This is a genomic window from Amphritea sp. (assembly GCF_048266285.1).
Classification (GTDB): Bacteria; Pseudomonadota; Gammaproteobacteria; order Pseudomonadales; family Balneatricaceae; genus Amphritea.
On sequence record NZ_JBLWZV010000025.1, the window covers coordinates 31,011 to 55,597 of the forward strand.

Genomic DNA, 24,587 nt, shown 5'->3' on the forward strand with positions numbered 1-24,587 from the left:
CTTTAGACGGCGATCAGGTTTTGCATGGCTTGAGCAATACGCTGTTCACTGGGAAGTGCGTTTTCCAACAGGTGAATATTGTGAGGACTGGGGATATCCGGCATGGTGAGTCGTTGAATCGGCGCATCTAAGCTAAAAAATAACTCTTCTGATAGGGTGGCGGCGATCTCGGCACCAAAGCCCGCGGTTTTATTGTCTTCATGGACAATCAAGCAGCGAGCAGTTTTGTCTACCGAACTGAGGACGGCCTCTTTATCCCAAGGTTGCAGGGTGCGAAGGTCGATCACTTCGATGCCTATGTCGAGCTGTTTCGCAGCGCTTTCGCAGCGTTCAACCATCGCTCCCCAGCAGACAACCGTGAGTTTGTCTCCACAGGTTAAGCGCTTGGCCTGACCAAAGGGAATGACAAACTCATCGCCGGGGTAAGGACGACGAGCCCAACTGTGATCCAGTAAGAAACGGTGTTCAAAGAAAATGGTGGGGTTATTATCCCGCAAAGCAAAGCGCAGTAAACCGACCGCATCTTCGGCATTGGAGGGCATTGCCAGTTGCCAGCCAACCTTGTGGGCCCATTCGACTTCATCGCTCATGGAGTGCCATGGATCGCCTCGGCGAGCAAAACCGCCGGGGATTCTAACGACCATCGGCGCGGCAAATTGATTGTTGGTTCGCCAGCGCATAATGCCGGTGTCGGTGAGTTGTTCTGCGGCGGGTTCGGCATATTTCCGGAACTGAATTTCAGGCACCGGCATCAATCCACTCAACGCCATGCCTACTGAACGGCCGATAATACCCTCTTCAGATAAACTGGTATCGAATACCCGGTGGCGGCCAAACTTCTCGTGTAAGCCTAAGGTGGCTCCATGCACGCCCCCTTTAGGGCCAACATCTTCTCCAAAGACGATCACTTTGGGGTTGGTCTCCAACTCATAATCTAAGGTTTTACGAATCGCTGTGAGCATATTGAGCCGTGCACCTGTGGGGTTAGGTGTACTGCTCTGTGCCGGAAAACGATGGTTGTCTGCTGCGAGGCCTCCTCGGAGTTGTGTCTGGCCCTGTTCGGCATAGACGAAGCGGGTGAGCTTGCCAGGCTCTGGTTGCTGACGGGCTTTTGCTCGCGCTACGGATGCTTGAATCTTGTTAACACTCGCTGTTTCGAGCGCCTGCCAAGCAGCGGCGGTGATGAGTTTTTGCTGCAGCATAAAGGCCTGTAATTTCGGCAGCGGATCACGGGCCATCTCATCGGCGATAAATTCGGGTGATTTATAGGTTTGAGTGTCTTGAAAGGTATGACCGCACAAGCGAGGCACTTTCAGTCTTAACAGGCAGGCGCCTTTAGCTGAACGGACATAGTTGACAGCCTCCTTTATTAGCGCTGGGGTTTGCTCCGGGTCGGTGCCATCACCTTCAATAATGTGCAGGTTCTTATAGGCTTTTAGATTTGCTACCTGATCGCCGCCGGGGGTCTGTTCCGTCTGGGGAACGGAGATGCCGTAGCCGTTATCTTCAATATAAAATAGGTGGGGTAGGTTATGGGTGGTGGAGATATTTAATGCCGCCCAGAAACCGCTGGTGGACATCGAAGAGTCGCCTCCCATCGATACAGCGATAGCGCCGTTATAATGGCTATCCTTTAGTTGGTCCCGATGATAAACGATCGATTGCGCCCAGCCTGCGATGGGGGAGTATTGTGCCCCGACACCGCCACACATCGGAAAGAGCATCGCGCCGGTGCGGTTTGGATTAGGGTAATTACAGACAACCCCGATATCTCGCCCATCACTATAGCCGCCGGCTGTGGCCATCGGCGATGCAACCACATCATCTAAATCGATACCGAGGCTCATCACGAAAGGGCGGGAGCGATAATAGCCAGTGGCAGCATCATGGGGGTGGGTCAACAGTGAGCCGAGAATAATCTGAGCAAAATCATGGCCACGGGCAGAAAACTGATTAAAGACTAACTTAGCAGGCACTAACTCTTGCTCTTCGATGGTGTCGAGTGCGCGTGATGCAAGCATCAATTCGGCGATGTGCAGCCAGTCGAGATTAATAGGGATATCGATGAGCGATGTCGCTTTCGGGGTTTCTAACGTTACCTTGTTCATGACTTAGTCGACCTCAGCATGAGCTGTTTCCCAGCTTTTTATTGTGTTATTCAATCTATTTATTTTAGTGCCTTAGTGACGAAATTATCTTTCTAAAGAAGCTTTGTTTAAGGGATAATAAGCAAGATGATTTCTTCTATTGGCAGATAAAGGAAACAAATTATGCTGGATAGCTTTGATGTAGCGATACTGGCGTCTTTGCAGAAAGATGGTCGGCTGACCAATCGTGAATTGGCCGAAACCATCGGTCTGTCGGGAGCGCCCTGTTGGCGACGGCTTAAGCGACTAGAGGCTGAGGGCTATATTGAACACTACACGGCGGTGTTATCGCCTAAAAAAATCAACTTAAATGTGGTCGCTTTTGCGCAGATCTCAATGGATAACCACCACCCTGAAACTTTGAAATCGTTTCTGTCGATGGTGGCGGCCTGTCCCGAGATACAGGAGTGCCATTCGGTCAGTGGCTCTTGTGATTACCTTCTCAAGATTATTACCCGGGATATGGAGAGTTACGAAGCACTGTTAAGTAATATGTTATTACCGGCCGAGGGGATTCGCTCTACCAGCACCATGTTCTCGATGAAACAGCCAAAAATAACCCGCGAGTTACCTTTGAGTGGCTGTTGATAAGCGGCTGTTCGAACGACATAAAATGCCCGACATCGGATGACCGCCTTCCATCATAACTAAGTTTGCTGGATAGCTTGGTCGACGATCTGTATCCAGTGTTTTACCGGTACTTCTGCGGCTGCGTTTAAATGGGTCATGCAGCCGATATTGGCGGTGCCGATCACCTCAGGTTGCCCTCTCATGAGGTTGTTAAGTTTTTTGGTTTTTAATGCCTGGGCTAGCTCTGGCTGAAAGATAGAGTAGGTGCCTGCCGAGCCGCAGCAGATATGATTATCCGCCACAAAGGTGGTTTCAAAGCCCAGTCGTGTGAGGATTCTTTCAACTTCGCCGGATAGGCCCTGTGCATGTTGTAACGAACAGGGGCATTGAAAGGCTATTTTGGTCTTGGGGCTCAGTGGTAGTTGATGTAGCTCTTCATGGGTTAAGACTTCGACAACATCTTTGGCTAAGGATGAAACCTTGAAGGCTTTGTCTGCATAAGCCGGATCTCGTTTTAACAGTTCGCCATACTCTTTCACTGTTGCACCGCAACCACTGGCGGTCATTACAATAGCTTCGCAGCCCGCATCGATGTAAGGCCACCAGGCATCGATATTGTGACGCATAAAATCCAGTCCGTCGGCTTGCCGATTAAGATGATAGCTGACGGCGCCACAACAGCCCGCTTTCGGGGCCGTGATCAGGGATATGCCAAGGTAAGCAAAAACACGGGCACTGGCCGCATTGATATCCGGTGCAAGGCCCGGTTGCACGCAGCCTTCTAGCACGAGCATTTTGCGGGCATGGCTATCGTTAGGCCAGGGGCTTTTTTTCTCGTATGCGGGTATTTTTATTTTCAGATGTGAAGGCAGCAACGGTTTAAGGGTTTGTCCTAGTCTCAGTAACGATTGAAACCGCGAGCGATAGGGCAGCACATTGACGATCGCAGTACGCAGCAGTCTTTGTTTAACATTGCGGGGGGCTTGTTGCTCCACTAATGGAATAGCAATATCTAATAGCCGATGATACTCAACATTGGATGGGCAGGTGGTTTCACAGGCACGACACTGGAGGCAGCGATCAAGATGATCTCGTGTGTTAGATGTCACTGGCTGCCCTTCGAGCATCTGTTTTATCAGATAGATACGGCCTCTGGGGCTGTCTAACTCATTATTCAGCACGTTATAGGTGGGGCAGGTAGCGAGACAGAAGCCGCAGTGTACGCACTTGCGTAGAATCGCATCGGCTTCCTGGCCTTCCGGGGTGTCCTTGATGAAATCTGCTAGGTTCGTTTGCATGGTGGAGGTCTCTGGCGTGCCGGATTAAAGGTCAGGGTAGATGCGGCCAATATTGAAAATATGCTCGGGATCGAAACGGGCTTTGAGGCGTTGATGCAGTGCCAGTAACGGCGCGGGCAGCGGGGTGAAAATATGGGTGCCTGCCATGGGGTTTCTGAAACAGGTGGCGTGTCCACCCTGGGCTTTGGCCCACTGCTGAATCTGCTCGCCCTGCTGGCTATAGAGCCAGCGAAGGGCGCCACCCCACTCGGTCAATATTTGGCCATCATATAAGCTGTCTGGAATAGCGGCGGCCATCGGCGGTAGCGAGACGCGCCACAGCGGTGTGGGTTGCTGGAAAAAGCCATGTTGCTGTTCTTTGAGGTTATGCCAGAGGCTATCAGAATCGGCCAGTGTATCACCGCCGATCCGTTGTATGGCTTCCCTAACGCCACCCTGTGCACCGGATAAACGGATATAGAGTTGATCCTCATGCTGTAGGGTAGCGGAAACCGGAACGGGTTGGCGGCCAATATCCGCTAGTAGACTCTGCATCTGTGGAAAAGTGGCGCTGAGTACTCGGGTTTCTTCATAATGAGGTTTAGGTATCACTTTTAGAGAAATATCCAGCAAAACCCCTAATGTGCCTAGTGCGCCACACATCAAACGGGATAGATCATAACCGGCGACATTTTTCATCACCTGACCGCCAAACTTAAGGCGCTGCCCTTGACCATTGATCAGCGTGACTCCAAGAACAAAATCTCTAACCGCTCCGGCGTAAGGGCGCCGTGGGCCTGACAAACCACAGGCGATAGTCCCACCGAGGGTGGCATGGTCAGAAAATCGTGGTGGCTCAAAGCCAAGCATCTGCCCTTGCTGTGCCAGCAACTGCTCTATCTCTTTTAAGAGGGTACCTGCCCGAGCGGTGATGACTAGTTCAGAGGGTTCATAGTTAATAATGCCTTGGTACTCGGCCATTATTAATGGTGTTCCCGCCGTTGCTGCGCCATAAAAATGTTTACTGCCGCCACCCTGAATCTGCAATGGGGTTTTCGTCGCCGCCGCGTGTTGTACCTGTGCCGTTAAATCTTGGATATCGAGCATATTAAAAACGTTCCAGATGGGGGAAAGGCATCTCGCCTTGATGTACGTGCATCGCATGAAATTCAGCGCAGCGGGCGAGGGTTGGTATCTGTTTACCCGGGTTGAGCAGGTTTTTGGCATCGAAGGCGGCTTTAACATCGTGGAACTGTTGGAGCTCAGCTTCGGTGAACTGCAGGCACATCTGATTGATCTTTTCGAGACCGATGCCGTGCTCTCCCGAAATGGTGCCGCCCACCTCGATGCAGAGTTCTAGAATACGTGTGCCGAGTTCTTCGGCCCGATGGTGTTGGTTGGCATCCATGGCGTCGAACAGAATAGAGGGGTGCATATTGCCATCGCCGGCATGGAAGACATTGACCACTAATAATTGATATTCATCGGCGAGTTGATTGATGCGTTGCCAAACATCGGCCAAGGCTCTTCTCGGTATGGTGCCATCCATAATGTAGTTATCCGGTGCTAGCCTCGCCATCGCGGGAAAAGCCGCTTTTCGTGCCGCCCAGATACGTGTCTTCTCTTCCTCATTATTGGATATTTGGATATTCGTGGCATCCAGTGCTTCCAATAGTGAAATCACCCGGGTGAGCTCGTCCTCTACTTCATCAACACTGCCATCGAGTTCGCAGATTAAGACGGCCGCCGCATCGACGGGGTAACCGGCATGCATCAGCTCTTCGATGGCATTGATACCGGTATGGTCGATCATCTCTAGACCGGCGGGGATAATACCGGCCGAAATGATCTGTGCAATGGCGTGGCTGGCATTCTCTATACTGGCAAAACCGCATAACAACACGCGGGCGCTGGCGGGTTTGGCAAGCAGTTTAACTCGAATGCCGACAATCACACCGAGCAGCCCTTCAGATCCCGCAAACAGTGCGGTGAGATCATATCCTGCGGCATCTAACGAAGCGCCGCCAAGGGTGAGTCGCTCGCCTTCAATGGTGATCACGTCGAGCTCAAGAATATTGTGTACGGTCAGGCCATACTTGAGGCAGTGAATACCGCCGGCGTTTTCGGCCACGTTACCACCCACGGAGCAGGCCAGTTGTGATGATGGGTCCGGTGCGAAGTAGAGATTGTAAGGTGCTGCGGCTTGAGTCACGGCTAGGTTGCGTACACCGGGCTCAATCAGGGCGGTTTTATTGGCAATATCGATATCGAGAATGCGATCAAATTTGGTCATGCTCAGCAACAGGCCGTTTTCGACCGGCATGGAACCTGCGGTTAGCCCTGTGCCTGCGCCTCGAGCAACCACCGAGATATCCAATTCATAGCAGAGGCGCATGATCTGCTGTACCTGTTCAATGGTGTCAGGCAGTACGGTGAGCAGTGGCAACTGACGCATGGTGGTGAAGGCATCACACTCGTAAGCCCGCAAGGCTTCAACGCTGGTGACGATATTCTCCGCTTTGATGAAGCGTTGCAGTGGCGTAAGAATGCGTTGCAGCTGCTGTTCTCGTGTTGGTTGAACGTCGCACATGGCCGATACCTAAATTGTCCCGTTGGATGGAGTTTAGGGGGAGTGATGATATTAAAAAAATACATATTATATATACTTAACCATCGTGTTTTTTAATGGTTTATAAGCGGGTGATGGTTTGAATCTGAAGCAGTTGGAATATTTTGTCCAGATCGCTGAACATGGAAGCTTTTCGGCCGCTTCTCGCGCTATTTTTGTCGCTCAGCCGGCGTTGACCCATCAGATAGCGGCGTTGGAAACTGAGCTATCGATAAAACTTTTTGCCCGCAGTGTTAAAGGGGTAAAGCTGACCGAGACCGGTGAAAGCTTTTTACATCACGCGAGACTGATTTTACGGCAGGTGGATAAGGCCAAATCGGACCTTATCTCCGATGAATTAGCCCCCAGAGGGGAAGTAGCGGTTGTGATCGATTCTTCCAAAGCGTTTGCCCTGATTCCCCATCTGCTGTCTTTATGTGAAACCCGCTATCCGGATATTCAGTTGCAGGTGCGCGATGCGATGAGTGTCGATGCGGCGGCTTTGGTGCAAGAGGGTAAGGTGGATTTAGGGTTGATTCCCAACGCGGCGGATATTGATGGAGTGGATGCTATTTCGGCTTACCAAGAGAACCTTTATCTATTTGGCAAAGCGTTGCTGCCCTTTGCCAATGAGGGAACGATCAAGTTTGAACAGCTATGTGAGTTTCCTTTGGTGGTGCCCGCTAAGCCCCATAGCATGCGTCTGCAACTCGAACAGAAAGCATTGGAGGCTAGGCGGCCGCTGAATATCCGTTATGAACAAAACTCTGCCAATGTTATTCGCAGTATTGTTAACAGTGATTTGGCCAAAGCGATTGCTCCCTATGATGTGGTAACGCAAGAGTGGCGGGGTGATCAGCTCGATGCCTTAAAAATTGTCAGCCCAGAAGTTAAGCGTGTCCATGCGATCGTATCCCTTAAAGGGCGACCGAAAACTAGGGCTGCCCGGGCGGTGGAGAGTATTCTAAAAGAGGTGATTCAAAGCCTGCATACCTCGGGGCAGTTACGAGGGACGCTGTTACTGCCATGAGCCGGTCGCTTTCAGGCGCATTGAGCGTTAGCGATCGATGAAATTGTTATAAAAGCATGCGCCTACCAATAGGCTCAAGCTTGGCGACGGGCTAAACGGGCCTGTACTTTTTCGATAACCTCGGCGGGAGGGATGACTCCCTGCTTGCTGAGTACGCAACCTTTCGATGTGCCCTGCGCTAGGATTCGGCCTTTAGACGCTTTGCTATTGGCGATAAAGGTGTGCGTCATATGAAAGGTTTTTTCATCCCAACCGGTAATTTCCATTTCAATATCATAGCTTTGAAACAGGTTTAACGGCCGTTTGTAGACCATGGTTTGCTCTGCCACAACCGGCATCCAATTTTCACGCATCATAGTTTTGGCCAGTCCAGTGCGGATAAACATATCCACCCGTGACAGATCACAGATAGTGAGAAAACGGCCATTATTCATGTGGCGATTAATATCGATATCATTGGGTAAGACGCGAAGCGATAAGGTGTTTTTTGGGTGATGGATCGACAGTCTTGGCTTGAATACCGAAGCAATTAAAAGATAAAGCATGCGTAGATAGAGATTCATGTGGCTGGCCTGTAACGAAACGAAAATAGCATTCTGGTTGACGCGCACACAGATATCACTGACATCCTTAGCCAAGATGATTTACAAATTGAGTCACCCAGCTGAGTGCACTGTTAAAAGGGGCATCAGAATTGCTTAGCCGATGCTCGATTATCAATATTTTGTTTAAACTTATTCATGATCGATAGGGATTATTAATCAATAGTTAGGCTGTTAGTCTAACCAAGGCTGCTAGTTTGAGAGGCGCGTTGCTTTGGGCATGAGGAAAGACAATGGTCCGTGTCATATCAGCAACGACAGACTAACAACATTTAGCGAGAACTTTTGAGTCACGAAGGCTTACACATGCAAAAAACAATTTTGATTACCGGCTCTACCGATGGTATCGGCTTTGAAACCGCTAAAATGCTGCGTTCTTTAGGCCATCATATTTTACTTCACGGGCGTAATGCCGCGAAGCTGGCCGCGGTTGAAAAACAACTCGCGGCACTGCCGGGGGAAGGGAAGGTTGAGGGGTTTATCGCCGATCTATCGCAGCTGTCGCAGGCTTATGGGTTGGCCGATAAGATTACTCAGCAGACTGCATCATTGGATGTGCTGATCAACAATGCAGGCATCTATAATCTGCCGGCTAGCGTTAGCAACGATGAGATTGACCCCCGTTTTACGGTTAACACGCTAGCACCCTTTGTGTTAACGCAGCGGTTGTTATCATTGCTAGGCGCATCGGGACGGGTGATTAATTTGTCTTCTGCCGCGCAGGCTCCGGTCGATCTTGAGATGTTAGCGGGGCCGGTTAATGGTGTGGATGATTTCTCTGCCTATGCTCAGAGTAAACTGGCGTTGACCATGTGGTCGCGGCATCTAGCGCTGGCCTTGGGTGACACCGGTCCGGCTATTATCGCCGTTAATCCCGGTTCGATGTTGGGCAGTAAAATGGTCAAAAATGCATTTGGTGTTGCCGGGGGCGATCTGAGCAAGGGGGCAAAAATACTCACCCGCGCGGCCCTTGATGATGAGTTTGCTAGCGCTACAGGATTGTATTTCGATAATGATGCTGGCGATTTTGGCGCGCCGCATATGGATGCTCTTGATCCACTGAAAAACGATGCTGTTGTGCAGGCGATCGATGCTCGACTAGATCAGTTGAATCTTGCGGCAAAACCGTCATAGCCGCGATACGACAGCTGAAGTGAGCATATCGAAAAGGAGGGCTGATGTTATCAGTCCTCCTTTTTTATACCTGAGGCTCGTTGACGGTGTGCGATAGCGTTATTCGCCGCCAGTATTGCGTATCTGGCCCCTACTGCCCTATTAAAAAAGTGTCCTACGGTATTAACAGTGGCGTTAACTTTGGTATTAACACAATGCCTCTGTCTCACTTATCTGCGTATCTTGATCATCATGGGATTGGGCAATAAGCCGTTTGAACTGCTGCTGATAGCGCAGCCAGCTTAGATAGCCCGCCAACATATTACCGAGCATTGCGCCGCTAAAGAGTCCGGTCGGCCCAGCCAATACTGAGCCTATCCAAAGCAGCGGCAGATAGCAGCCAAATAAACGTATGACAGAAATGATAACGGCCTGAGCGGGCATCCCGATGGCGCTGCAGGCAGAGATGGTGATCATACTGATCCCAAGCCCTGCATAACTTAGCGGCACTAATAACAGATATTGATGAACATGGTCGGCGGTCTGTCTATCACTGGTTAAGAGGTGACTAAGGGGGGCTGACACGAACAAAATCATGAGTGCTACAAACAGTTGAAAAACGATAACAAAGCCGATGGCGATACGCATCAGCTGATCAATTTGAGCAAACTGCTGACGACCTCTCAGCCTGCCGATGATCGGAGGCATCGACATGGTCAGTGAGAGTACGATGATGATAGAGAAAAACTCTATCCGGCTACCTAACCCCCACGTGGCGACAATAGCATTACCATGACTGGCAACCAGCCCGGTGGCGATCAGGGCCGTTAGTGGTGGCAGAAACTGACTGAGCATCGCCGGTGCGGTAAAGCTAAAGAGCCGTTGTAAGCCGTGGCGGATGGTCGCTAGGGTGTTGGGTAGTAGAATCCAGCGTTGCCGATAAATAGCCACAAAAATGATCATACAACCTAGACCAAACGCGCCGACGGTAGCCCAAGCCGCTCCCGCGAGTCCCATATCAAAGGTAAAGATAAATAGTGGATCGAGTAGGATATTAATCAGGCTAGTAAGCACCAGCACAATGCCCGGAAAGCGAGTTTGACCATAGGCACGAAAAAGACTGAAGCCGAAATACAGCATGGCGCCTAGCCAGCAGCTGATTAGCCAAGGAAACCAGTAAACCCGAACTAACGGCAGCAGTGTTGCATCGGCTCCCAGTAACGAAAAAATAGAAGACTGTGTCGCCCAGAGCAATAAGCAGAGCAACGATATAAGGACAAAACCGGTGGCAATAATGAGTGCCCCTAGTTGTTTGGTGTAGGCGGTTTTGTCTTCGCCAAGCGCCATTGAGATGACTGCCGTGGTGGCGATGCCGAGGCCGACCTGGATACCAATGATTAGTTGATAAATAGGCATTGAAAAACCCACCACTGCGAGTGGCTCGGCACCCAGTTGACCGATAAAGGCACTATCAACCAATTGACCGCTGCTAATGGCCAGCATGCCGATCAACATTGGCCATGTCATATGAAATAGTTGTTGTTTCAACGGGGTCGATTGTGTGCTCACGCTAGCTCTCTTTATTTAGATCCCGTTTTGGACTAACCCCAGGCCTTCCTTGGCCCGTTGGCTTGGCAGGTTAAATATCGATAACGACTTTACCCATGCCCTGACCGCTTCCTAGACGCGCATGTGCTTTGCCGGCTTCGGTAAGCGTAAAGCGTTGTTCATCGAGTACTGGCATCAGGTTTCCGGCTTCAACGATCTTGGCTATCTCGGTCAATATCTGACCATGGGCCGCACGCTCATGATTATGAAGCATCGGAATCAGCATAAAGACAACATGCAGTGACAGACCTTTAAAGTGCGCAACGGATAGGTCGAGTTCGACCATCGCAACGGTTGAAGCAATCTGGCCATTTAACGCTGCGGCTTCGAACGAGTTAGTTAAATTAGCGCCACCTACCGAATCGAAGACGACATCAAAGCCGGCACCATCCGTATGTTTAGCAACATAATCAGCAACGGTTTCGGTTTTGTAGTTGATGCTTTTGGCGCCAAGCTTTTCGATCAGGGCGAGTTGTTTCTCGCCGCCACCGGTCGCATAGACATCGGCGCCAAAGTGACGGGCCAGTAGTACGGCAACATGGCCAACACCGCCTGAACCGCCATGTACCAGCACCCGTTGACCGGCGCTAATGCCTGCACGAAGTAAGCCTTCATAAGCGGTGATGCCAACGAGTGGTAAGGCTGCGGCTTCACGCATCGAAAGGTTGCTTGGTTTGTGAGCAATCAGGCGGGCATCCGCGGGCATATACTCAGCCAACGCTCCCTGAAGGTCAGCGAGGCCACCGGCACAGCCATAGACTTCATCGCCGATGGCGAACGTAGTGACACCTTCACCCAAAGCGACGACTGTTCCTGCGAAATCCATACCCAGCACTGCTGGCGCTGGGGGAGAGAGTGGTAACTCTGGGCCCAACTGACGAATCATCATATCGACGGTGTTAACACTGGTTGCCTCGATACGCACTAAAACCTCACCTGGCTTAGCCACCGGTGTTGGGATCTCAGCAAGCTCGAATACTTCAGGTGCACCAAATTCACGGACAATCATTGCTTTCATGGGGGAAACCTCTGTTTAGTTGATGAGTTGTACTTTATTCCTTATTGTTAGTGATGATAATCTGCAATAATGCTCAATCTGTTTATAGATTATATTGATAATAACGATGAATATTGAACATCTGAAGCTCTTTATTAGGGTCGCGGCGAGCCATAATATTAGTCAGGCAGGCGCCGAGTTAGGCTTGTCGCCTGCGGTCGCCAGTGCCCATATTAATAAGCTGGAAGAAGGGCTTGGGGTGCGTTTGATTCACCGAACAACCCGTAAAGTGTCGTTAACCGAGGAGGGAAAAGACTTCCTGCCCTATGCCGAGAATGTCTTGTCCAGTGTCGATGCTGCCTGTGCTTCGGTGGGCGTGGGCAATAGCTTACCGTCCGGCACCCTGAGAGTGTCGGCCTCGGCATCGTTTGGACGTATGCATCTAGTGCCTGCGTTGAAAGGTTTTCTGTCCAGTTATCCTGATCTCAATGTCGATCTACGTTTATCCGACTCCATTATTGATATGGTGGAAGGAGGCTTTGATATTGCGATCCGTATTGCCGAGTTGAAAGATTCAACCTTGGTAGCTCGTAAGCTGGCCCCTGACAACCGCATTATTTGTGCCTCGCCCGACTACATTAAGCAGTATGGTGAACCCACATCACCACAAGACTTAATCAATCATCGCTGTATCAGTTTATTGGGCTTAGAACATTGGCGTTTTAAAGGCCCGAGCGGCGAGCAAGTCGTTAAAGTACAGGGGCATTTTCGTACCGATAATGGCGAAGCCGTCAGAGATGCCTGTACGAATGGTATCGGTATTGCGATCAGCTCGACTTGGAGTGTCTATCAGCAACTGCAAAAAGGCGAGTTGGTGCAGATATTGGAGGACTACCCATTAATGTCCGACACTGCCGTTTGGGCGGTGTACCCCAGTTCGCGCCTACTGGCCCCCAAAGTGAGGGCGTTTATAGATTACTACTCTCAGTGCTTCAGCGCGCCGTTGTATTGGGATAAGGGCGCTAGCGATGATGCATCGTAGACGGCTGTAGATGTAGCGCTAGTGGCAGTCGACGTGCATCGATAGCCGCTTCACACTATGAGTTGAACCGGCCTTGTTGATAGCGCTGCAGTGCTGCGTTGATCTCGTTGACGCGCCATGAATTACAGAATTGCGGGACTTTACGGCTTTGGACGTGATGGAAGCCGATGCCGTTGAGTTCATGGGTAATCGCTTTCTTGCCAAATTGTTGTATTAATAATTGAATCATATGAGCTTTGTCATAATTGATACGGCAGGTGATCGCTGCCCCTAAGCGGGACCAGACCTTTTGTAGCTTGGGGTTATAACCTAGTGAGTCAACGCCGGTAAAGCCATGTTTGTAATGGTAAAGATAGGCTTCAGGTTGGATATCCCATTGAGTCATACCGCCAGCCCCTTGATATTCGGGTAACTCGGGGGCTTGAGAACTCGCACAGCCGGTCAGCAGAAGGGCCAATAAACCACAGGTGAGTATGCTGATTCTTCTCATGGGTATCCAAAGGCCTGCTATAGTTATAGATATAAAGGTTAGTAGGATGATGAGTGTGTTAGCCGGTTAATAACTGACACTCATTTAAACATAGCCTTACTACCTAGATCGTGTTGTTAGTACAGTTTATCGCGACAGACGGCGAAGGCAATCACTTCTTATCAACCGGGCAAGAAGGGGTTGTTAGCTGTAATTGGTAGCGTTTGTTGGCCATGTCGGCGGTTAAATAAGTGTGAGCATTAATAAATAGGCATGTTTGGTGGTGGGGGGGTATATGAGAGACTGGCCCAGTTGAAATGATCGCGATAAAAAGGTGCAACCGTTTTTTATCCTATATAGCGCTTTGTATTACCTGTTTTGGGTAGTGTATATGCTCTTTTATGGCGGCAATGCTTTTGTTATGGGTGAGGTGTCTCTATATTTGAACGTTTAAATATATACTTAAAAAGTGGTTGAGTGTATGCGCTTTACATACTTTTACATTTCACTTTAACTGACGCTTATCCCTAAGAGGAACATTATGCCCAGCTGTATGATCAATGATCGGGAAATGCATTACCTAGATCAGGGAGAGGGGTTTCCTCTCTTGCTGGGACATGGTTTTCTGTGGGATTGCCGGGTGTGGGATACTCAACTGCGCTTTTTGTCGGAGCATTTTCGCTGCATCGTTCCTGACCTATGGTCTCATGGGCGTTCTCAGCCGATCAATGAGGGTGACCTGGGGATCGAGCAACTGGCTGAAGATCACCATCAGCTGATGCAGCAGTTAGGTATTGATCGTTACAGTGTTTTGGGGATGTCGACGGGTGGCTTGTGGGGCGCGAAGTTGGCGATGACGTATCCTCAAGAAGTCGCTAGTTTGGCGCTGATCGCCTGCTATCTAGGCAGTGAAACCGAAGAGAGTGAGGTTGATTACCTTGAACTGCTGAACATTGTTGAGCAGTTGGATACATTGCCCACGCGGGTGGTGGATTCTATCGTCGAGATTCTTTTTAGCCCCGAGACTCAAATGGCGAATCCCGCCTTGGCTGAAACCTTCCGTTTTGATCTGATGTTCCTGACACCAGAACAGGTGAACGGCATTATGGCGCTGGGCAAACAGGTATTCAGGCGTCGTTCGATGCTGGATCAAGTGGCTAATATTCGTTGCCCGACACTGATTATTGCCGGTGAACATGATATTCCTCGGCCGCAACAAGAGATTGAAGAGATGCACCGGCAGATGCCGGGTAGCCAACTGGCGGTGATTAAAAATGCCGGTCATATGGTGACATTAGAGCAGCCGGACCAGGTGAACCCGTTGCTGATTAATTTTTTGGCGGCTACCGATGGTGTCGATCTTGATGTGAGTCAGTTGGATTTGATCTGATGTCTGTGGCGTTACCTTGGTTTGTGTACATCGTGCGCTGTGCGGATGACTCACTCTATACTGGCGTGACGACCGATACGGTGCGGCGCTTGAATGAACATAATTTTGATGATCGATTAGGGGCTAAATATACCCGTCCACGGCGCCCTGTAAACTTGGTTTTTCAAGAAGCCTGCGCCGATCGCTCCGCTGCTTGTAAGCGGGAAGCTGAAATTAAAAAAATGTCCCGTCCGGCAAAATTAAAACTACTGCAATTAAGCTGCAATCAGTAACTAGTTAGTAACGCTCAATCGGCGCATGCGCGTTGCTTCTCGGCTTTGCTTCCCGCTCTGGTTGTGCATCTGTATAATGTTTGACAACTTTTTTGTTATCACCTCAGCGCTTAGGATTCCCTCTCTATGACAACTTTGACCATCCGTACCCCCGATGATTGGCACCTGCATTTTCGTGATGGCGATATGCTGACTGAGACTGTACCGGCGACGGCGCGCTGCTTTCAACGGGCAATCGTGATGCCGAATCTGGCACCGCCGGTGGTAAATGCTACCCTTGCGCTGGCGTATAAAGAGCGAATTTTGGCGGCACGTCCGGCTGGCTCCACCTTTGAGCCACTGATGACGCTCTATTTGACTAACGCCACCACCGGTCAGGATATTATCGATGCTAAAGCGGTGGGCGTGGTCGCGGCTAAGCTTTATCCTGCCGGGGCGACAACCAACTCTGCCGCCGCAGTGACTGACCTTGAGGCGATGTATCCCGTGTTTGAGGTGATGGCCGAGCAGGGGATGCTGTTATTGGTTCATGGTGAAGTGACTGATCATCATATTGATATCTTTGATCGGGAAAAAGTTTTTATCGATCAAAAGATGAGCACAATTGTTGCCGCTTTTCCGCAGCTTAAAGTTGTCTTTGAACATATCACCACCAGTGATGCGGCACACTTTGTTAATGAGGCCTCCGATAATGTCGCTGCCACCATTACCCCGCAACACCTGTTGCTGAACCGTAATGACTTGCTGGTGGGTGGGGTGCGGCCACATAACTTTTGTTTACCCGTGTTAAAGCGTAATACGCACCAAGCGGTGCTGCGCCAGATGGTGCAGTCCGGCTCACCTAAGTTTTTCCTCGGTACTGATTCGGCACCTCACGCCAAAGAAGCGAAAGAAAATGCCTGTGGTTGCGCCGGTTGTTACAGTGCTTGGAGTGCCATTGAGTTGTACGCCCATGTTTTTGAAGAACTGGGAGCACTGGATAAGTTGGAAGGGTTTGCCAGCGATCATGGTGCCGACTTTTATGGCCTGCCACGTAATGAAGCTACGATTACGTTGGTGCGAGAAGAGTGGACTCTACCCAATGAGATTATCTTGCCGGATGGCCGTCCCATCGTGCCATTTTTTGCGGGCCAAAATGTCAGTTGGAAACTTCAGGCCTAATTTGATGAGTCCCTAGGCGGTTTGATTTGCTGTCTAGGACTCTCTTGATCGTTCCCTTGCAGAGCTTAAGCCGTTTATGAAGCAAAAAATTTTGGTTATCTATGCCGGTGGCACTATCGGCATGCAGGCATCGGCGCAGGGTTATGTGCCGGTTGCCGGTTTTGAACGACAGGTGCGTCAACAACTGAACGATGAGCGGGCGGCTCAATTACCGGCATTTGATATGCTGGAATTGGATCAATTGATCGACAGTTCGAATCTGCAACCCCATCATTGGTGTGAGCTGGCTGGTATTATCCAGCAGCGATGGCAGCAGTACGATGGTTTTGTCTTATTACATGGCACCGATACGATGGCTTATACCGCATCAATGTTGTCATTTATGCTGCAGGGCATCGATAAGCCGGTGATTGTGACGGGCTCGCAGATTCCCTTAGCTGAGTTACGCAATGATGCGCTGGATAACCTGTTAACGGCACTGATATTTGCAGGACAATATTCGATTCCCGAAGTGTGTATCTGCTTTAATGGGCGTTTACTGCGAGGCAACCGATCACGCAAGTTAAAGAGTGCGGCGCTGGATGCGTTTGATTCACCAAATTACGGTCATTTGGGGCAGGCTGGTATCAATATTACCCTGCATGCCGAACGACTATTAGCGGTGGGTCGTGCAAATTTCAATATTCCAGAGTTAAACCCTGATGCCGTGGTGGTGTTACCGGTCTATCCGGGCATGTCCGCCAGCGTAGCTAAGGCGATACTCAATGATAACGCGGTTAAAGGTTGTGTCTTGCAGACCTACGGCGCAGGTAATCCACCGGATGCTAACAGCGAATTAATGCGGGTATTAGAAGAGGCTATTAAGCGAGGTGTTAGCATCGTTAATGTTACTCAGTGTCTGCAGGGGGAGGTGAATCAGGGCGCTTATGCGACCGGCGCAACGCTGAATCGTCTGGGTGTTATTGCCGGTAGTGATCTGACATTGGAGGCGGCCTTTACCAAGTTACACTACCTTATCGCCACCGAGCCTCAAGCACATATTGGGGCATTGATGGTTAAGCCTTTGTGCGGTGAGATGGCATGAAGAGTTGAGTTTGCCAGTATGTTGCAACTAGCCCTAGTCGTTTTACGATTGGGGCTTTTTTATGAGTGTAGGCTTTCTTTCTTGCCAAATTTTGTTATAACATAACATCTTTGATAATCCCTAGAGAGTTTGTATTTATGAATAAGTATTGGTTGGCGTTAATGGCAACAGCCATAGCGGTGCCTGCTATGGCGTACGAGCGGCAACATGAAAGCCATGAGCATGGTGCTGCAACCATGCGGCTGGTGATTGAAGAGGATGCACTGCAGTTGCAGATTGAAACCCCCGCGATGAATATTGTGGGTTTTGAGCACGCGCCAACCAGCGAGGCACAGCATCAAGCGGTGCACAGCGCTGAAACGCTATTAGGCAATCCAGATAATGTGGTTGTGCTGCCCGCTGCGGCACAGTGTCATGTGACGATGGTATCGGTTGAGAATTCGCTGCCAGATGAGGCGGCTGGCGAACATGACGCTGCTGATCATCACCATGAAGGTGAGCACGAGCATGATGATCATGATGAATCCGTAGGTGATGCCGATCATGAGGAAGGGCATAGTGATTTCGATCTGGGCTACGCCTTTGAATGTGGCAATATCGATGCATTGAAACAATTGGATGTTAAGCTTTTCAGCCATTTTCCGCTGCTAGAGGAACTTGAAGTACAATATATTGTCCCTCTTGAGTCAGGTTCAGGCCAGGGGGTACAACATCTCAGCCCGACTCAGCCGCTATTTAAATTCTAGTCACAGGACATCTGTCTAAATGAGTTCACTGATTGAACTGCAGCAGCTTACATTTCACTGGCAGCCCGATAGGCCTGTGTTGGATATCCCCCACTTGGAGATATTTGCCGGTGAAAAGCTGTTTTTGCATGGGCCTTCCGGCTGTGGCAAGTCTACTCTGCTCAACCTGATTGCCGGTATTCACCGGCCGGTGAGTGGGTGTATTTCAGTGAACGGCTGTCATCTGAATGATCTATCCGCCGCCGCCCGAGACCGGTTTCGGGCGGATCATATCGGTCTTATTTTTCAGCAGTTTAATCTACTACCCTACCTTTCAGTACTGCAAAATGTGTTGTTGCCTTGCCAATTTTCTGCGTTAAGAGCGGCGCAGGCTCGCCAGCAGAGCGGCTCGGTAGAGGCCGCAGCACAGGCTTTATTGCAAGAGTTGGGGCTTGCCGACTATCTGAACCATCCCGTCACTGATCTTAGTATTGGGCAGCAACAACGGGTTGCTGCGGCGCGGGCTTTAATCGGTAATCCACAAATCTTGATTGCTGATGAGCCAACTTCATCGTTGGATAGTGATAATCGGGAAGGCTTTATTCAATTACTTATTCGAGAGTGTGACCAACATGGTATTACCCTGCTATTTGTTAGTCACGACCGCCAACTGACAGGCCATTTCTCTCGTATTATCGACCTGAAACAACTGAATGTCGCCGGAGTGAGTGCATGAAACTGATGCTGAGTCTGGCTTATAAAAGTTTGTTTAATCGCCGAATGACGGCGTTGATGATTATCTGCTCGATTGCTGTGAGTGTGGCACTGTTGTTGGGTGTAGAAAAAGTACGTCACGGTGCAAAACAGAGCTTCAGTTCCACTATTGCCGGCACAGACCTGATTGTTGGCGCTCGCTCGGGGTCTGTGCAGCTGTTGTTGTATTCGGTGTTTCGTATCGGTAACGCCACTAATAATGTTAGCTGGCAGAGCTATGAAGATATTGCCGCCAACCCCAAAGTGGCTTGGTCTATTCCCTTTTCGCTGGGAGATTCTCATCGGGGTTATCGAGTATTAGGTACTTCGCAGGCTTATTTCGAACACTATCGCTATGGTAAAAAGCGCCCGCTAACCTTTAACCAAGGGGCACAGTTTCAACAGTTGCATGATGTTGTCTTAGGGGCTGAAGTTGCTAAAAAACTCAGTTATCAGCTCGGTGATCAGGTGGTGATTGCTCACGGGATGGGCAACACGAGCTTTAGCAAACATGAGGATCAGCCCTTTACGGTCGTGGGTATTTTAGCCCCGACAGGCACGCCGGTAGATCGCACCTTACATGTGAGTTTAGAAGCGATTGAAGCGATTCATGTGGATTGGAAAAGTGGCGCCTATATTCCCGGCTCAGGCGGCAAAACACCGCTGCAAGAGCGGGACCTACAGCCTGATCAGATAACCGCTTTTCTCTTGGGGCTGAAGTCGAAAATGGCGACCTTCCAGTTACAGCGTTATATCAGCCAGTATCGCGCCGAGCCATTACAAGCGGTATTACCAGGCGTAGCGCTGCAAGAGCTTTGGGGGATGATCGGGATTGCTGAAAATGCCCTATTGCTGATTTCCGCTTGTGTTGTCTTGTCGGGATTATTTACTATGTTAACGGTACTGCTAACCGGGCTGAACGAGCGACGACGTGAATTGGCGATTCTTCGTTCGGTTGGCGCTCGGCCATGGCAGATTATGCTGTTACTAGTGCTGGAAACCGCTCTGCTTACTGTGTTGGGAATCATGTTAGGGATGCTGCTGCTGTATAGTGGTTTGGCATTGGGGTTGCCTTTGCTAGAACAGCATTACGGCCTGCAGTTAGCCCTAACCTTACCTCAACTACCAGAACTTAAACTACTCTTGCTGGTGCTGCTAGCGGGCACGCTGGTCGGATTGATTCCGGGCTATCGTGCTTATCGATACTCCTTAGCCGATGGCATGACTGTACGGATATGAATACCATGAAACGTTTGATGCTTTTTATCACCATGCTGACATTAGCGGGCTTCCTTCAGGCTGCGACTATCAATGGTAAAACCGTGGAGGACACGGAATGGGATAGTCTGATGCCAGCGGATTACTCTCTTGATGCTATTTTTGATACGACTCAGTTTGGCAGTCTGGATGATTATGATCCGTTGGCAGAGATAAAATTAAAAGCGATGATGGAGGCCCTAAGTTCGGCGCCGGTTGTGCAGGAGATGGATGGCAAGATGATCCGTATTCCCGGCTTTGTCGTGCCGCTGGTGGAAGAGGGGATGGCCGTTACTGAATTCTTTCTCGTGCCTTATTTTGGCGCCTGTATCCATGTGCCGCCACCCCCCTCTAATCAGATGATTCATGTTACCTTTGAGCCGGGCACTCAGGTCGAAAATCTTTATGATGCGGTGTGGATTAGCGGCGAGTTAAAGGTGGCTACTGTTGCCCATGAACTGGGGACATCGGGATACACCATGGAAGCCTATAAGATCGAGCCCTATACCGAAGAGTAAGTAAACGGCCAGTCGATGAGGTTTATCTCGTTGTTATAACGGCGTGTGAATAGCACGCCGTTAATTTTTTGAGTCTCATCCGTGCGGATTAAAAATGGTATTGCTGCCATAGTTTACGGATGTCAGCGTCAGGATTACTGACTTCCGCACTATCAATATCGAAGCGCATTGAGATCGGTTTATTTGGTTGGTAAGTGCTCCAATCCGCGTTACCCTGCTTGGCAAAGTGTAGCCATTGATTATGTATTTCGGTTGCTAGCGCCGCCGGTGGTTGGTCGCCGACAAAGTCCGTCGCGGCATCACGGTCGATGGTATTAAAGGTAAAGGGTACATCAACGAAGTGAGCCGCACCGAGTCGGCCACCAAAGGCTGGTGATTGCCACGCAAAATTATACTGCCAAACGGTATTGCCGTTTTTAACCAGTTGCTCGGCAATATGAACAGCGGGCATTCTAAAGGTGTAGTCTGATTGAATGGCGGCATAAATATCGCCCTCAGATTGTTCCGTGTTTGCTTTTGAATAAACCGTTAATGCTGAATCGTTGAGTTTTAAATCATCGAGAAATTGTGTTGTCTGTTTTGCTTCAATACGGTCGATAATCCCCCCTGGCACCAAATAGAGCCTCGCTTCTTGTGCGGTGCTACCGACAATGACGGGGATATCCGGGTTGGCATTGTTGGCCAAGTTAGCCATTGGGGTTTGTTCAATGAGTGTACGATCAATCACTGGTAGAAAGGCAGTACCACCCCAGGACAGCATGCCCCAGTCGTCGTGATTCTGAATGGCATTGCCCATCTGAGTTACTGCTGCAACCAGTTGCGGAAAGGGGACACTGGCGATCCCGGCAATGGTGGCAGGTACATTCAGTTGTGCAGCGAAGGCCTGTGCGACACGCTCAGCTTCAGTTTGGGTCATCGCTTGCATGGGTGGGCTTTGGATAATAGCTTGGTGGTATAAGCCATTGGCTTTCTCCGTTCCTAAGAGAATCGCCACACTTTCGGCTCCGGCGGATTGACCAAACAGGGTGACTCGATCTGGATCTCCGCCAAACTCAGCGATATTATCTTTTACCCATTCTAATGCCGCTATTTGATCAAGAATGCCGCGGTTATCCGGTGCGCCGGGAAGATGCATAAAACCATCGACGCCAACTCGATAATTAATGGTTACCACCACTACGTCGTTGCGGGCGAAACTACTGCCATCATAAACGGCTTCTGAGGCATCTTCACGAATAAAGGCACCACCGGGAATCCAGACCATGACCGGTAGCTTTTGCGCCGATGTTATCGATGCCGTGGGTGTCCATATGTTGAGGGTCAAATCGCCCGGTGCACCGACTAATTCAGTTGTTTGTCCGCGGCTAGGTTGTGGCACCGGCGGTTGCATGGTGGTGCTATCAAACACGCCTTGCCAGCTTTCGATCGCTTCGGGTGCCTGAAAGCGTCGCGCTTCGGTAAACGGGTTTTTGGCGTAGGGCAGGGCATAGAAAGTGGCGATGTCATCATTCACCAGGCCTTTAATCTGACCTAAAGATGAGGTGATCGTGAGGTTAGTTTGGTTCATGGTGGGTGTTGCAAATAACGCAGTACTCATCAGCAGGGCGAGGGTTATTGCGCCGTTGAGTAGCATTCTAATCGGTTGTCGTTGTTTCATGTGAGTTCTCCCGTTAAGCATACCGCGAGGGGCGATGTTTATTAAGATTACTTTAGCATTTGAAAAATGAATTGATAAACGCTAATTTTAACTTAATACAATCTAATAATTAGATGGATAAATGCATAGAGTCACATTAGATCAGTGGTATGTTTTACAAACGGTTATCGATACTGGGGGCTTCACTGCGGCCGCGGAGCAGTTACATCGAAGTCAGTCATCGGTGAGTTATGCCATTAAAAATTTACAGCAACAGCTCAAGGCTCAGGTGGTCGCGATTGAAGGCCGAAAAGTCAGCTTAACCCCGTTAGGGGCGACTCTCTTAGAAGATGTGCGGCCGCTGTTAAAAGAGTTTAATAGTCTTGAGACTAAAGCGCAGGCATTGGTGTCCGGAGCGCCAGCTAAAATTAAGTTGGAAGTTGATAGTCTGTATCCTAAACCACTGTTGTTTCGCGCATTGAAAGTGTTTGTCGAGCAATATCCCCATACCCAGATTGAGTTAAAAGAGGTCATCCGCTTGGCGCCCACCAATCAGGTTTCTCGCTGCGATTTAGCTATTGGGCTGCCTTTCAACGGCAAAATCATGGCGCAAAAACTGTTTGATGTTGAGCTACTCGCGGTGGCGCATGTAAACCATCCGATTCATCGATTAACGAAAACTGCACTGTCTGAAAGTGATCTGAATCACTACACCCAAGTTTATCTTAATCACAATGATAAACAGGCCAGCGAGAAGCTGGAATTGCCACCTAAACGTTGGATGGTGAACACCGTAGAAACGGCGATAGAAGCGGTATGCAGTGAGCTGTGCTTGGGCTGGTTGCCTAAGCATCGAATCGAGCCATTGCTTCAGCAACAAACCTTACAACCACTGGCCCTGAAAGTCGGTTTGGTGAGAAAAATTCCGTTATATTTGATCTATATGGATTACGACCACTGTAGCCCAGCAATACACTCACTTGCGACGATTATTCATGGGTGTGCTCATCATTGTGAATCTAGTGAGTGAATACTAACTACTAGTGGCGCTTTATGGGTTTCAGCCTGATTGAATAAACCGCTTGGTTTTGGCCGCTTGTTCAGCGGCTAACGGTTTTCTACTGTATTGTGGGGTGTGGCAGTCGCTGTTGCTGTTGATTGTCATCTTTTTGAAAACGCCTCTAGGCATGTTTTTCACCGCGTTATCGAGAGATCATTGTCAGAAAGGTAACTGGTAACGGTAAGTGACGCAGAGCGTACTTAGCAGAGTATTACCCTTCAATCATCGTGAACAAGGAACCGTCATGACAGAACTCATTATTGAATATCCATATTTGTTAATACCGCTGATCTTTCTGGCGCGGGTTGCTGATGTTTCGTTAGGTACATTTCGCACCATTGTCGTTTTTCGTGGACACAAATTACTTGCCTCATTTATCGGCTTTTTTGAAATCATGATCTGGTTAATGGCCGCCGCTCAGGTGTTAACAAACCTCGATCAATGGTATCTAGCATTGGCCTATGCCAGTGGTTTTGCGGTGGGTAATTATGTGGGTATTTCGATAGAAGCGCGTTTTGCTATTGGCGATGAAATGGTTCGATGTGTCTCATTTAATCGTGATGTACTGGCGGATAGCATTCGCCATCAGGGTTATAAGGTGGTGTCATTCGATGGTGATATGGGCTCAGACGTGCCGGTTGAGCTGCTCCTTATTATCGAAAAAAGACGTCGTATTCCGGCGCTGATACAGTTGATTAAAGCACTTGATCAAACGGCTGTTTATTCTATTTCGGATGTAAAAAGTGTTTATGAAGGCCCAGACCTGTTACCGCGGCGTAGCTTTTTAGGCAGTGCTTTTATGCTGTCAGGCAAGCGTCGTTAATCATCGGGTACTCATTAAAGCAATGGGTTGTATTTTCTACGTGCTGCAATAGGTTACTGTTTCATAACCTAAACATTAGCAACTTTGGTTTTAAATATTCCTCCCCCCTCTCTAGGATGGCTTTCATCATCGAAAAACAGATGATCGCTATCGTCCTATGGCGACTGATAAGTTAACTACTTTTTGGCGCAAACGTCTTTAGGGAAGATGCGATTAAGAGGTCGCAAAACACTCAACCCCTCTTTCGAATAAAAAAGCACAGGATGCTACTTGTTTTGATGCTTTTCATCACTAAACAAGCTTATTTAGCCTTGTTTAGTGGATTTTGAACGAATTAACCCCTTGCGGCTCGTATCATCTGGTCAATTCTAAACACATTGGCTAAGGCAAACAGCATCGCCAACTTGTTATCGTTTTTAGCCAGTCCTCGATAGATGGCTTTCCT

The 24,587-nt window shown here is 49.5% G+C and carries 23 protein-coding genes and 1 pseudogene; 14 read left to right on the top strand and 10 right to left on the bottom strand.

Annotated features, from left to right (window positions below; translation table 11 throughout):
* Positions 1 to 2: 2 nt before the first annotated feature.
* Positions 3 to 2,108: an alpha-ketoacid dehydrogenase subunit alpha/beta gene (locus tag ACN0T0_RS18150; RefSeq protein WP_417228148.1), complete on the bottom strand. Its 2,106-nt coding sequence runs from the start codon at positions 2,106 to 2,108 to the stop codon at positions 3 to 5.
* Between the two features lie 162 nt (positions 2,109 to 2,270).
* Here ACN0T0_RS18150 and ACN0T0_RS18155 point away from each other — a divergent pair, with 162 nt between their 5' ends.
* Positions 2,271 to 2,735 carry an Lrp/AsnC family transcriptional regulator gene (locus ACN0T0_RS18155; RefSeq protein WP_417228149.1) on the top strand — a complete coding sequence of 155 codons (465 nt, stop codon included), beginning with the start codon at positions 2,271 to 2,273 and terminating at the stop codon, positions 2,733 to 2,735.
* Between the two features lie 59 nt (positions 2,736 to 2,794).
* Here the strand turns inward: ACN0T0_RS18155 and glcF are convergent, their stop codons facing one another.
* Genes glcF through ACN0T0_RS18170 form a run of 3 tightly spaced genes read right to left on the bottom strand, consistent with a single transcriptional unit; the run spans position 2,795 to position 6,584 of the window.
* Positions 2,795 to 4,015: a glycolate oxidase subunit GlcF gene (glcF, locus tag ACN0T0_RS18160; RefSeq protein WP_417228150.1), complete on the bottom strand. Its 1,221-nt coding sequence runs from the start codon at positions 4,013 to 4,015 to the stop codon at positions 2,795 to 2,797.
* A 24-nt stretch (positions 4,016 to 4,039) separates the two neighbouring features.
* Complete coding sequence (glcE, locus tag ACN0T0_RS18165; RefSeq protein ID WP_417228151.1) at positions 4,040 to 5,101, bottom strand: glycolate oxidase subunit GlcE; 1,062 nt, start codon at positions 5,099 to 5,101, stop codon at positions 4,040 to 4,042.
* Between the two features lies 1 nt (position 5,102).
* Positions 5,103 to 6,584, bottom strand: a complete 1,482-nt coding sequence (locus ACN0T0_RS18170; protein WP_417228152.1) for an FAD-linked oxidase C-terminal domain-containing protein — start codon at positions 6,582 to 6,584, stop codon at positions 5,103 to 5,105.
* A 118-nt stretch (positions 6,585 to 6,702) separates the two neighbouring features.
* Between ACN0T0_RS18170 and ACN0T0_RS18175 the strand changes: the two genes are divergently transcribed.
* A complete protein-coding gene (locus tag ACN0T0_RS18175) occupies positions 6,703 to 7,632 on the top strand; it encodes a LysR family transcriptional regulator (RefSeq protein WP_417228153.1) in 930 nt (309 codons plus the stop codon).
* A 74-nt stretch (positions 7,633 to 7,706) separates the two neighbouring features.
* Here ACN0T0_RS18175 and ACN0T0_RS18180 read toward each other — a convergent pair whose 3' ends face one another.
* Positions 7,707 to 8,195 (bottom strand): acyl-CoA thioesterase, encoded by a 489-nt coding sequence (locus tag ACN0T0_RS18180; protein WP_417228154.1) that lies wholly within the window; start codon positions 8,193 to 8,195, stop codon positions 7,707 to 7,709.
* A gap of 345 nt (positions 8,196 to 8,540) precedes the next feature.
* Here ACN0T0_RS18180 and ACN0T0_RS18185 point away from each other — a divergent pair, with 345 nt between their 5' ends.
* Positions 8,541 to 9,368, top strand: a complete 828-nt coding sequence (locus tag ACN0T0_RS18185; protein WP_417228155.1) for an SDR family NAD(P)-dependent oxidoreductase — start codon at positions 8,541 to 8,543, stop codon at positions 9,366 to 9,368.
* Positions 9,369 to 9,554: 186 nt separating this feature from the next.
* Here the strand turns inward: ACN0T0_RS18185 and ACN0T0_RS18190 are convergent, their stop codons facing one another.
* Both ACN0T0_RS18190 and ACN0T0_RS18195 read right to left on the bottom strand, forming a co-directional pair.
* Entirely contained in the window at positions 9,555 to 10,916 is a 1,362-nt protein-coding gene (locus ACN0T0_RS18190; RefSeq protein WP_417228156.1) for an MATE family efflux transporter, read from the bottom strand.
* Between the two features lie 70 nt (positions 10,917 to 10,986).
* Positions 10,987 to 11,973, bottom strand: coding sequence for a zinc-dependent alcohol dehydrogenase family protein (locus tag ACN0T0_RS18195; RefSeq protein ID WP_417228157.1), 987 nt, complete (start codon positions 11,971 to 11,973; stop codon positions 10,987 to 10,989).
* A 106-nt stretch (positions 11,974 to 12,079) separates the two neighbouring features.
* Here ACN0T0_RS18195 and ACN0T0_RS18200 point away from each other — a divergent pair, with 106 nt between their 5' ends.
* Positions 12,080 to 12,994 (top strand): LysR family transcriptional regulator, encoded by a 915-nt coding sequence (locus tag ACN0T0_RS18200; RefSeq protein WP_417228158.1) that lies wholly within the window; start codon positions 12,080 to 12,082, stop codon positions 12,992 to 12,994.
* Between the two features lie 55 nt (positions 12,995 to 13,049).
* Here the strand turns inward: ACN0T0_RS18200 and ACN0T0_RS18205 are convergent, their stop codons facing one another.
* A complete protein-coding gene (locus ACN0T0_RS18205) occupies positions 13,050 to 13,484 on the bottom strand; it encodes a hypothetical protein (RefSeq protein ID WP_417228159.1) in 435 nt (144 codons plus the stop codon).
* Positions 13,485 to 14,004: 520 nt separating this feature from the next.
* On the opposite strand from ACN0T0_RS18205, the gene ACN0T0_RS18210 reads away from it, so the two are divergent.
* From ACN0T0_RS18210 to ACN0T0_RS18245, 8 genes are all read left to right on the top strand, one after another.
* A complete protein-coding gene (locus tag ACN0T0_RS18210; protein WP_417228160.1) occupies positions 14,005 to 14,853 on the top strand; it encodes an alpha/beta fold hydrolase in 849 nt (282 codons plus the stop codon).
* The gene (locus tag ACN0T0_RS18215; RefSeq protein WP_417228161.1) at positions 14,853 to 15,125 is read left to right on the top strand and encodes a GIY-YIG nuclease family protein; all 273 of its coding nucleotides are present in this window, start codon (positions 14,853 to 14,855) and stop codon (positions 15,123 to 15,125) included. Before ACN0T0_RS18210 ends, ACN0T0_RS18215 begins: the two co-directional genes overlap by 1 nt.
* Before the next feature lie 126 nt (positions 15,126 to 15,251).
* Positions 15,252 to 16,286 carry a dihydroorotase gene (gene pyrC / locus ACN0T0_RS18220; protein ID WP_417228162.1) on the top strand — a complete coding sequence of 345 codons (1,035 nt, stop codon included), beginning with the start codon at positions 15,252 to 15,254 and terminating at the stop codon, positions 16,284 to 16,286.
* 76 nt (positions 16,287 to 16,362) lie between these two features.
* A complete protein-coding gene (ansA, locus tag ACN0T0_RS18225; protein WP_417228163.1) occupies positions 16,363 to 17,370 on the top strand; it encodes an asparaginase in 1,008 nt (335 codons plus the stop codon).
* Between the two features lie 137 nt (positions 17,371 to 17,507).
* Positions 17,508 to 18,116 (top strand): DUF2796 domain-containing protein, encoded by a 609-nt coding sequence (locus ACN0T0_RS18230; protein WP_417228164.1) that lies wholly within the window; start codon positions 17,508 to 17,510, stop codon positions 18,114 to 18,116.
* Positions 18,117 to 18,135: 19 nt separating this feature from the next.
* Positions 18,136 to 18,831, top strand: a complete 696-nt coding sequence (locus tag ACN0T0_RS18235; RefSeq protein WP_417228165.1) for an ABC transporter ATP-binding protein — start codon at positions 18,136 to 18,138, stop codon at positions 18,829 to 18,831.
* Complete coding sequence (locus tag ACN0T0_RS18240) at positions 18,828 to 20,087, top strand: ABC transporter permease (protein WP_417228166.1); 1,260 nt, start codon at positions 18,828 to 18,830, stop codon at positions 20,085 to 20,087. Before ACN0T0_RS18235 ends, ACN0T0_RS18240 begins: the two co-directional genes overlap by 4 nt.
* Before the next feature lie 5 nt (positions 20,088 to 20,092).
* Positions 20,093 to 20,623: a DUF3299 domain-containing protein gene (locus ACN0T0_RS18245; protein ID WP_417228167.1), complete on the top strand. Its 531-nt coding sequence runs from the start codon at positions 20,093 to 20,095 to the stop codon at positions 20,621 to 20,623.
* A gap of 88 nt (positions 20,624 to 20,711) precedes the next feature.
* Here ACN0T0_RS18245 and ACN0T0_RS18250 read toward each other — a convergent pair whose 3' ends face one another.
* Positions 20,712 to 22,280 (bottom strand): carboxylesterase/lipase family protein, encoded by a 1,569-nt coding sequence (locus ACN0T0_RS18250; protein ID WP_417228168.1) that lies wholly within the window; start codon positions 22,278 to 22,280, stop codon positions 20,712 to 20,714.
* Between the two features lie 121 nt (positions 22,281 to 22,401).
* Here ACN0T0_RS18250 and ACN0T0_RS18255 point away from each other — a divergent pair, with 121 nt between their 5' ends.
* A complete protein-coding gene (locus ACN0T0_RS18255) occupies positions 22,402 to 23,289 on the top strand; it encodes a LysR family transcriptional regulator (RefSeq protein WP_417228169.1) in 888 nt (295 codons plus the stop codon).
* A gap of 274 nt (positions 23,290 to 23,563) precedes the next feature.
* Entirely contained in the window at positions 23,564 to 24,142 is a 579-nt protein-coding gene (locus tag ACN0T0_RS18260; RefSeq protein WP_417228170.1) for a DUF2179 domain-containing protein, read from the top strand.
* 334 nt (positions 24,143 to 24,476) lie between these two features.
* On the opposite strand, the pseudogene ACN0T0_RS18265 reads toward ACN0T0_RS18260, so the two are convergent.
* Positions 24,477 to 24,587, bottom strand: a pseudogene (locus ACN0T0_RS18265) (IS5/IS1182 family transposase); the annotation flags it as partial.

Bases quoted from the DNA above. Each gene is read 5' to 3' on its own strand.
- ACN0T0_RS18150 (WP_417228148.1), bottom strand. From the start codon at position 2,108: ATGAACAAGGTAACGTTAGAAACCCCGAAAGCGACATCGCTCATCGAT.
- ACN0T0_RS18155 (WP_417228149.1), top strand. From the start codon at position 2,271: ATGCTGGATAGCTTTGATGTAGCGATACTGGCGTCTTTGCAGAAAGAT.
- glcF (WP_417228150.1), bottom strand. From the start codon at position 4,015: ATGCAAACGAACCTAGCAGATTTCATCAAGGACACCCCGGAAGGCCAG.
- glcE (WP_417228151.1), bottom strand. From the start codon at position 5,101: ATGCTCGATATCCAAGATTTAACGGCACAGGTACAACACGCGGCGGCG.
- ACN0T0_RS18170 (WP_417228152.1), bottom strand. From the start codon at position 6,584: ATGTGCGACGTTCAACCAACACGAGAACAGCAGCTGCAACGCATTCTT.
- ACN0T0_RS18180 (WP_417228154.1), bottom strand. From the start codon at position 8,195: ATGAATCTCTATCTACGCATGCTTTATCTTTTAATTGCTTCGGTATTC.
- ACN0T0_RS18185 (WP_417228155.1), top strand. From the start codon at position 8,541: ATGCAAAAAACAATTTTGATTACCGGCTCTACCGATGGTATCGGCTTT.
- ACN0T0_RS18195 (WP_417228157.1), bottom strand. From the start codon at position 11,973: ATGAAAGCAATGATTGTCCGTGAATTTGGTGCACCTGAAGTATTCGAG.
- ACN0T0_RS18200 (WP_417228158.1), top strand. From the start codon at position 12,080: ATGAATATTGAACATCTGAAGCTCTTTATTAGGGTCGCGGCGAGCCAT.
- ACN0T0_RS18205 (WP_417228159.1), bottom strand. From the start codon at position 13,484: ATGAGAAGAATCAGCATACTCACCTGTGGTTTATTGGCCCTTCTGCTG.
- ACN0T0_RS18210 (WP_417228160.1), top strand. From the start codon at position 14,005: ATGCCCAGCTGTATGATCAATGATCGGGAAATGCATTACCTAGATCAG.
- ACN0T0_RS18215 (WP_417228161.1), top strand. From the start codon at position 14,853: ATGTCTGTGGCGTTACCTTGGTTTGTGTACATCGTGCGCTGTGCGGAT.
- pyrC (WP_417228162.1), top strand. From the start codon at position 15,252: ATGACAACTTTGACCATCCGTACCCCCGATGATTGGCACCTGCATTTT.
- ansA (WP_417228163.1), top strand. From the start codon at position 16,363: ATGAAGCAAAAAATTTTGGTTATCTATGCCGGTGGCACTATCGGCATG.
- ACN0T0_RS18230 (WP_417228164.1), top strand. From the start codon at position 17,508: ATGAATAAGTATTGGTTGGCGTTAATGGCAACAGCCATAGCGGTGCCT.
- ACN0T0_RS18235 (WP_417228165.1), top strand. From the start codon at position 18,136: ATGAGTTCACTGATTGAACTGCAGCAGCTTACATTTCACTGGCAGCCC.
- ACN0T0_RS18240 (WP_417228166.1), top strand. From the start codon at position 18,828: ATGAAACTGATGCTGAGTCTGGCTTATAAAAGTTTGTTTAATCGCCGA.
- ACN0T0_RS18245 (WP_417228167.1), top strand. From the start codon at position 20,093: ATGAAACGTTTGATGCTTTTTATCACCATGCTGACATTAGCGGGCTTC.
- ACN0T0_RS18250 (WP_417228168.1), bottom strand. From the start codon at position 22,280: ATGAAACAACGACAACCGATTAGAATGCTACTCAACGGCGCAATAACC.
- ACN0T0_RS18255 (WP_417228169.1), top strand. From the start codon at position 22,402: ATGCATAGAGTCACATTAGATCAGTGGTATGTTTTACAAACGGTTATC.
- ACN0T0_RS18260 (WP_417228170.1), top strand. From the start codon at position 23,564: ATGACAGAACTCATTATTGAATATCCATATTTGTTAATACCGCTGATC.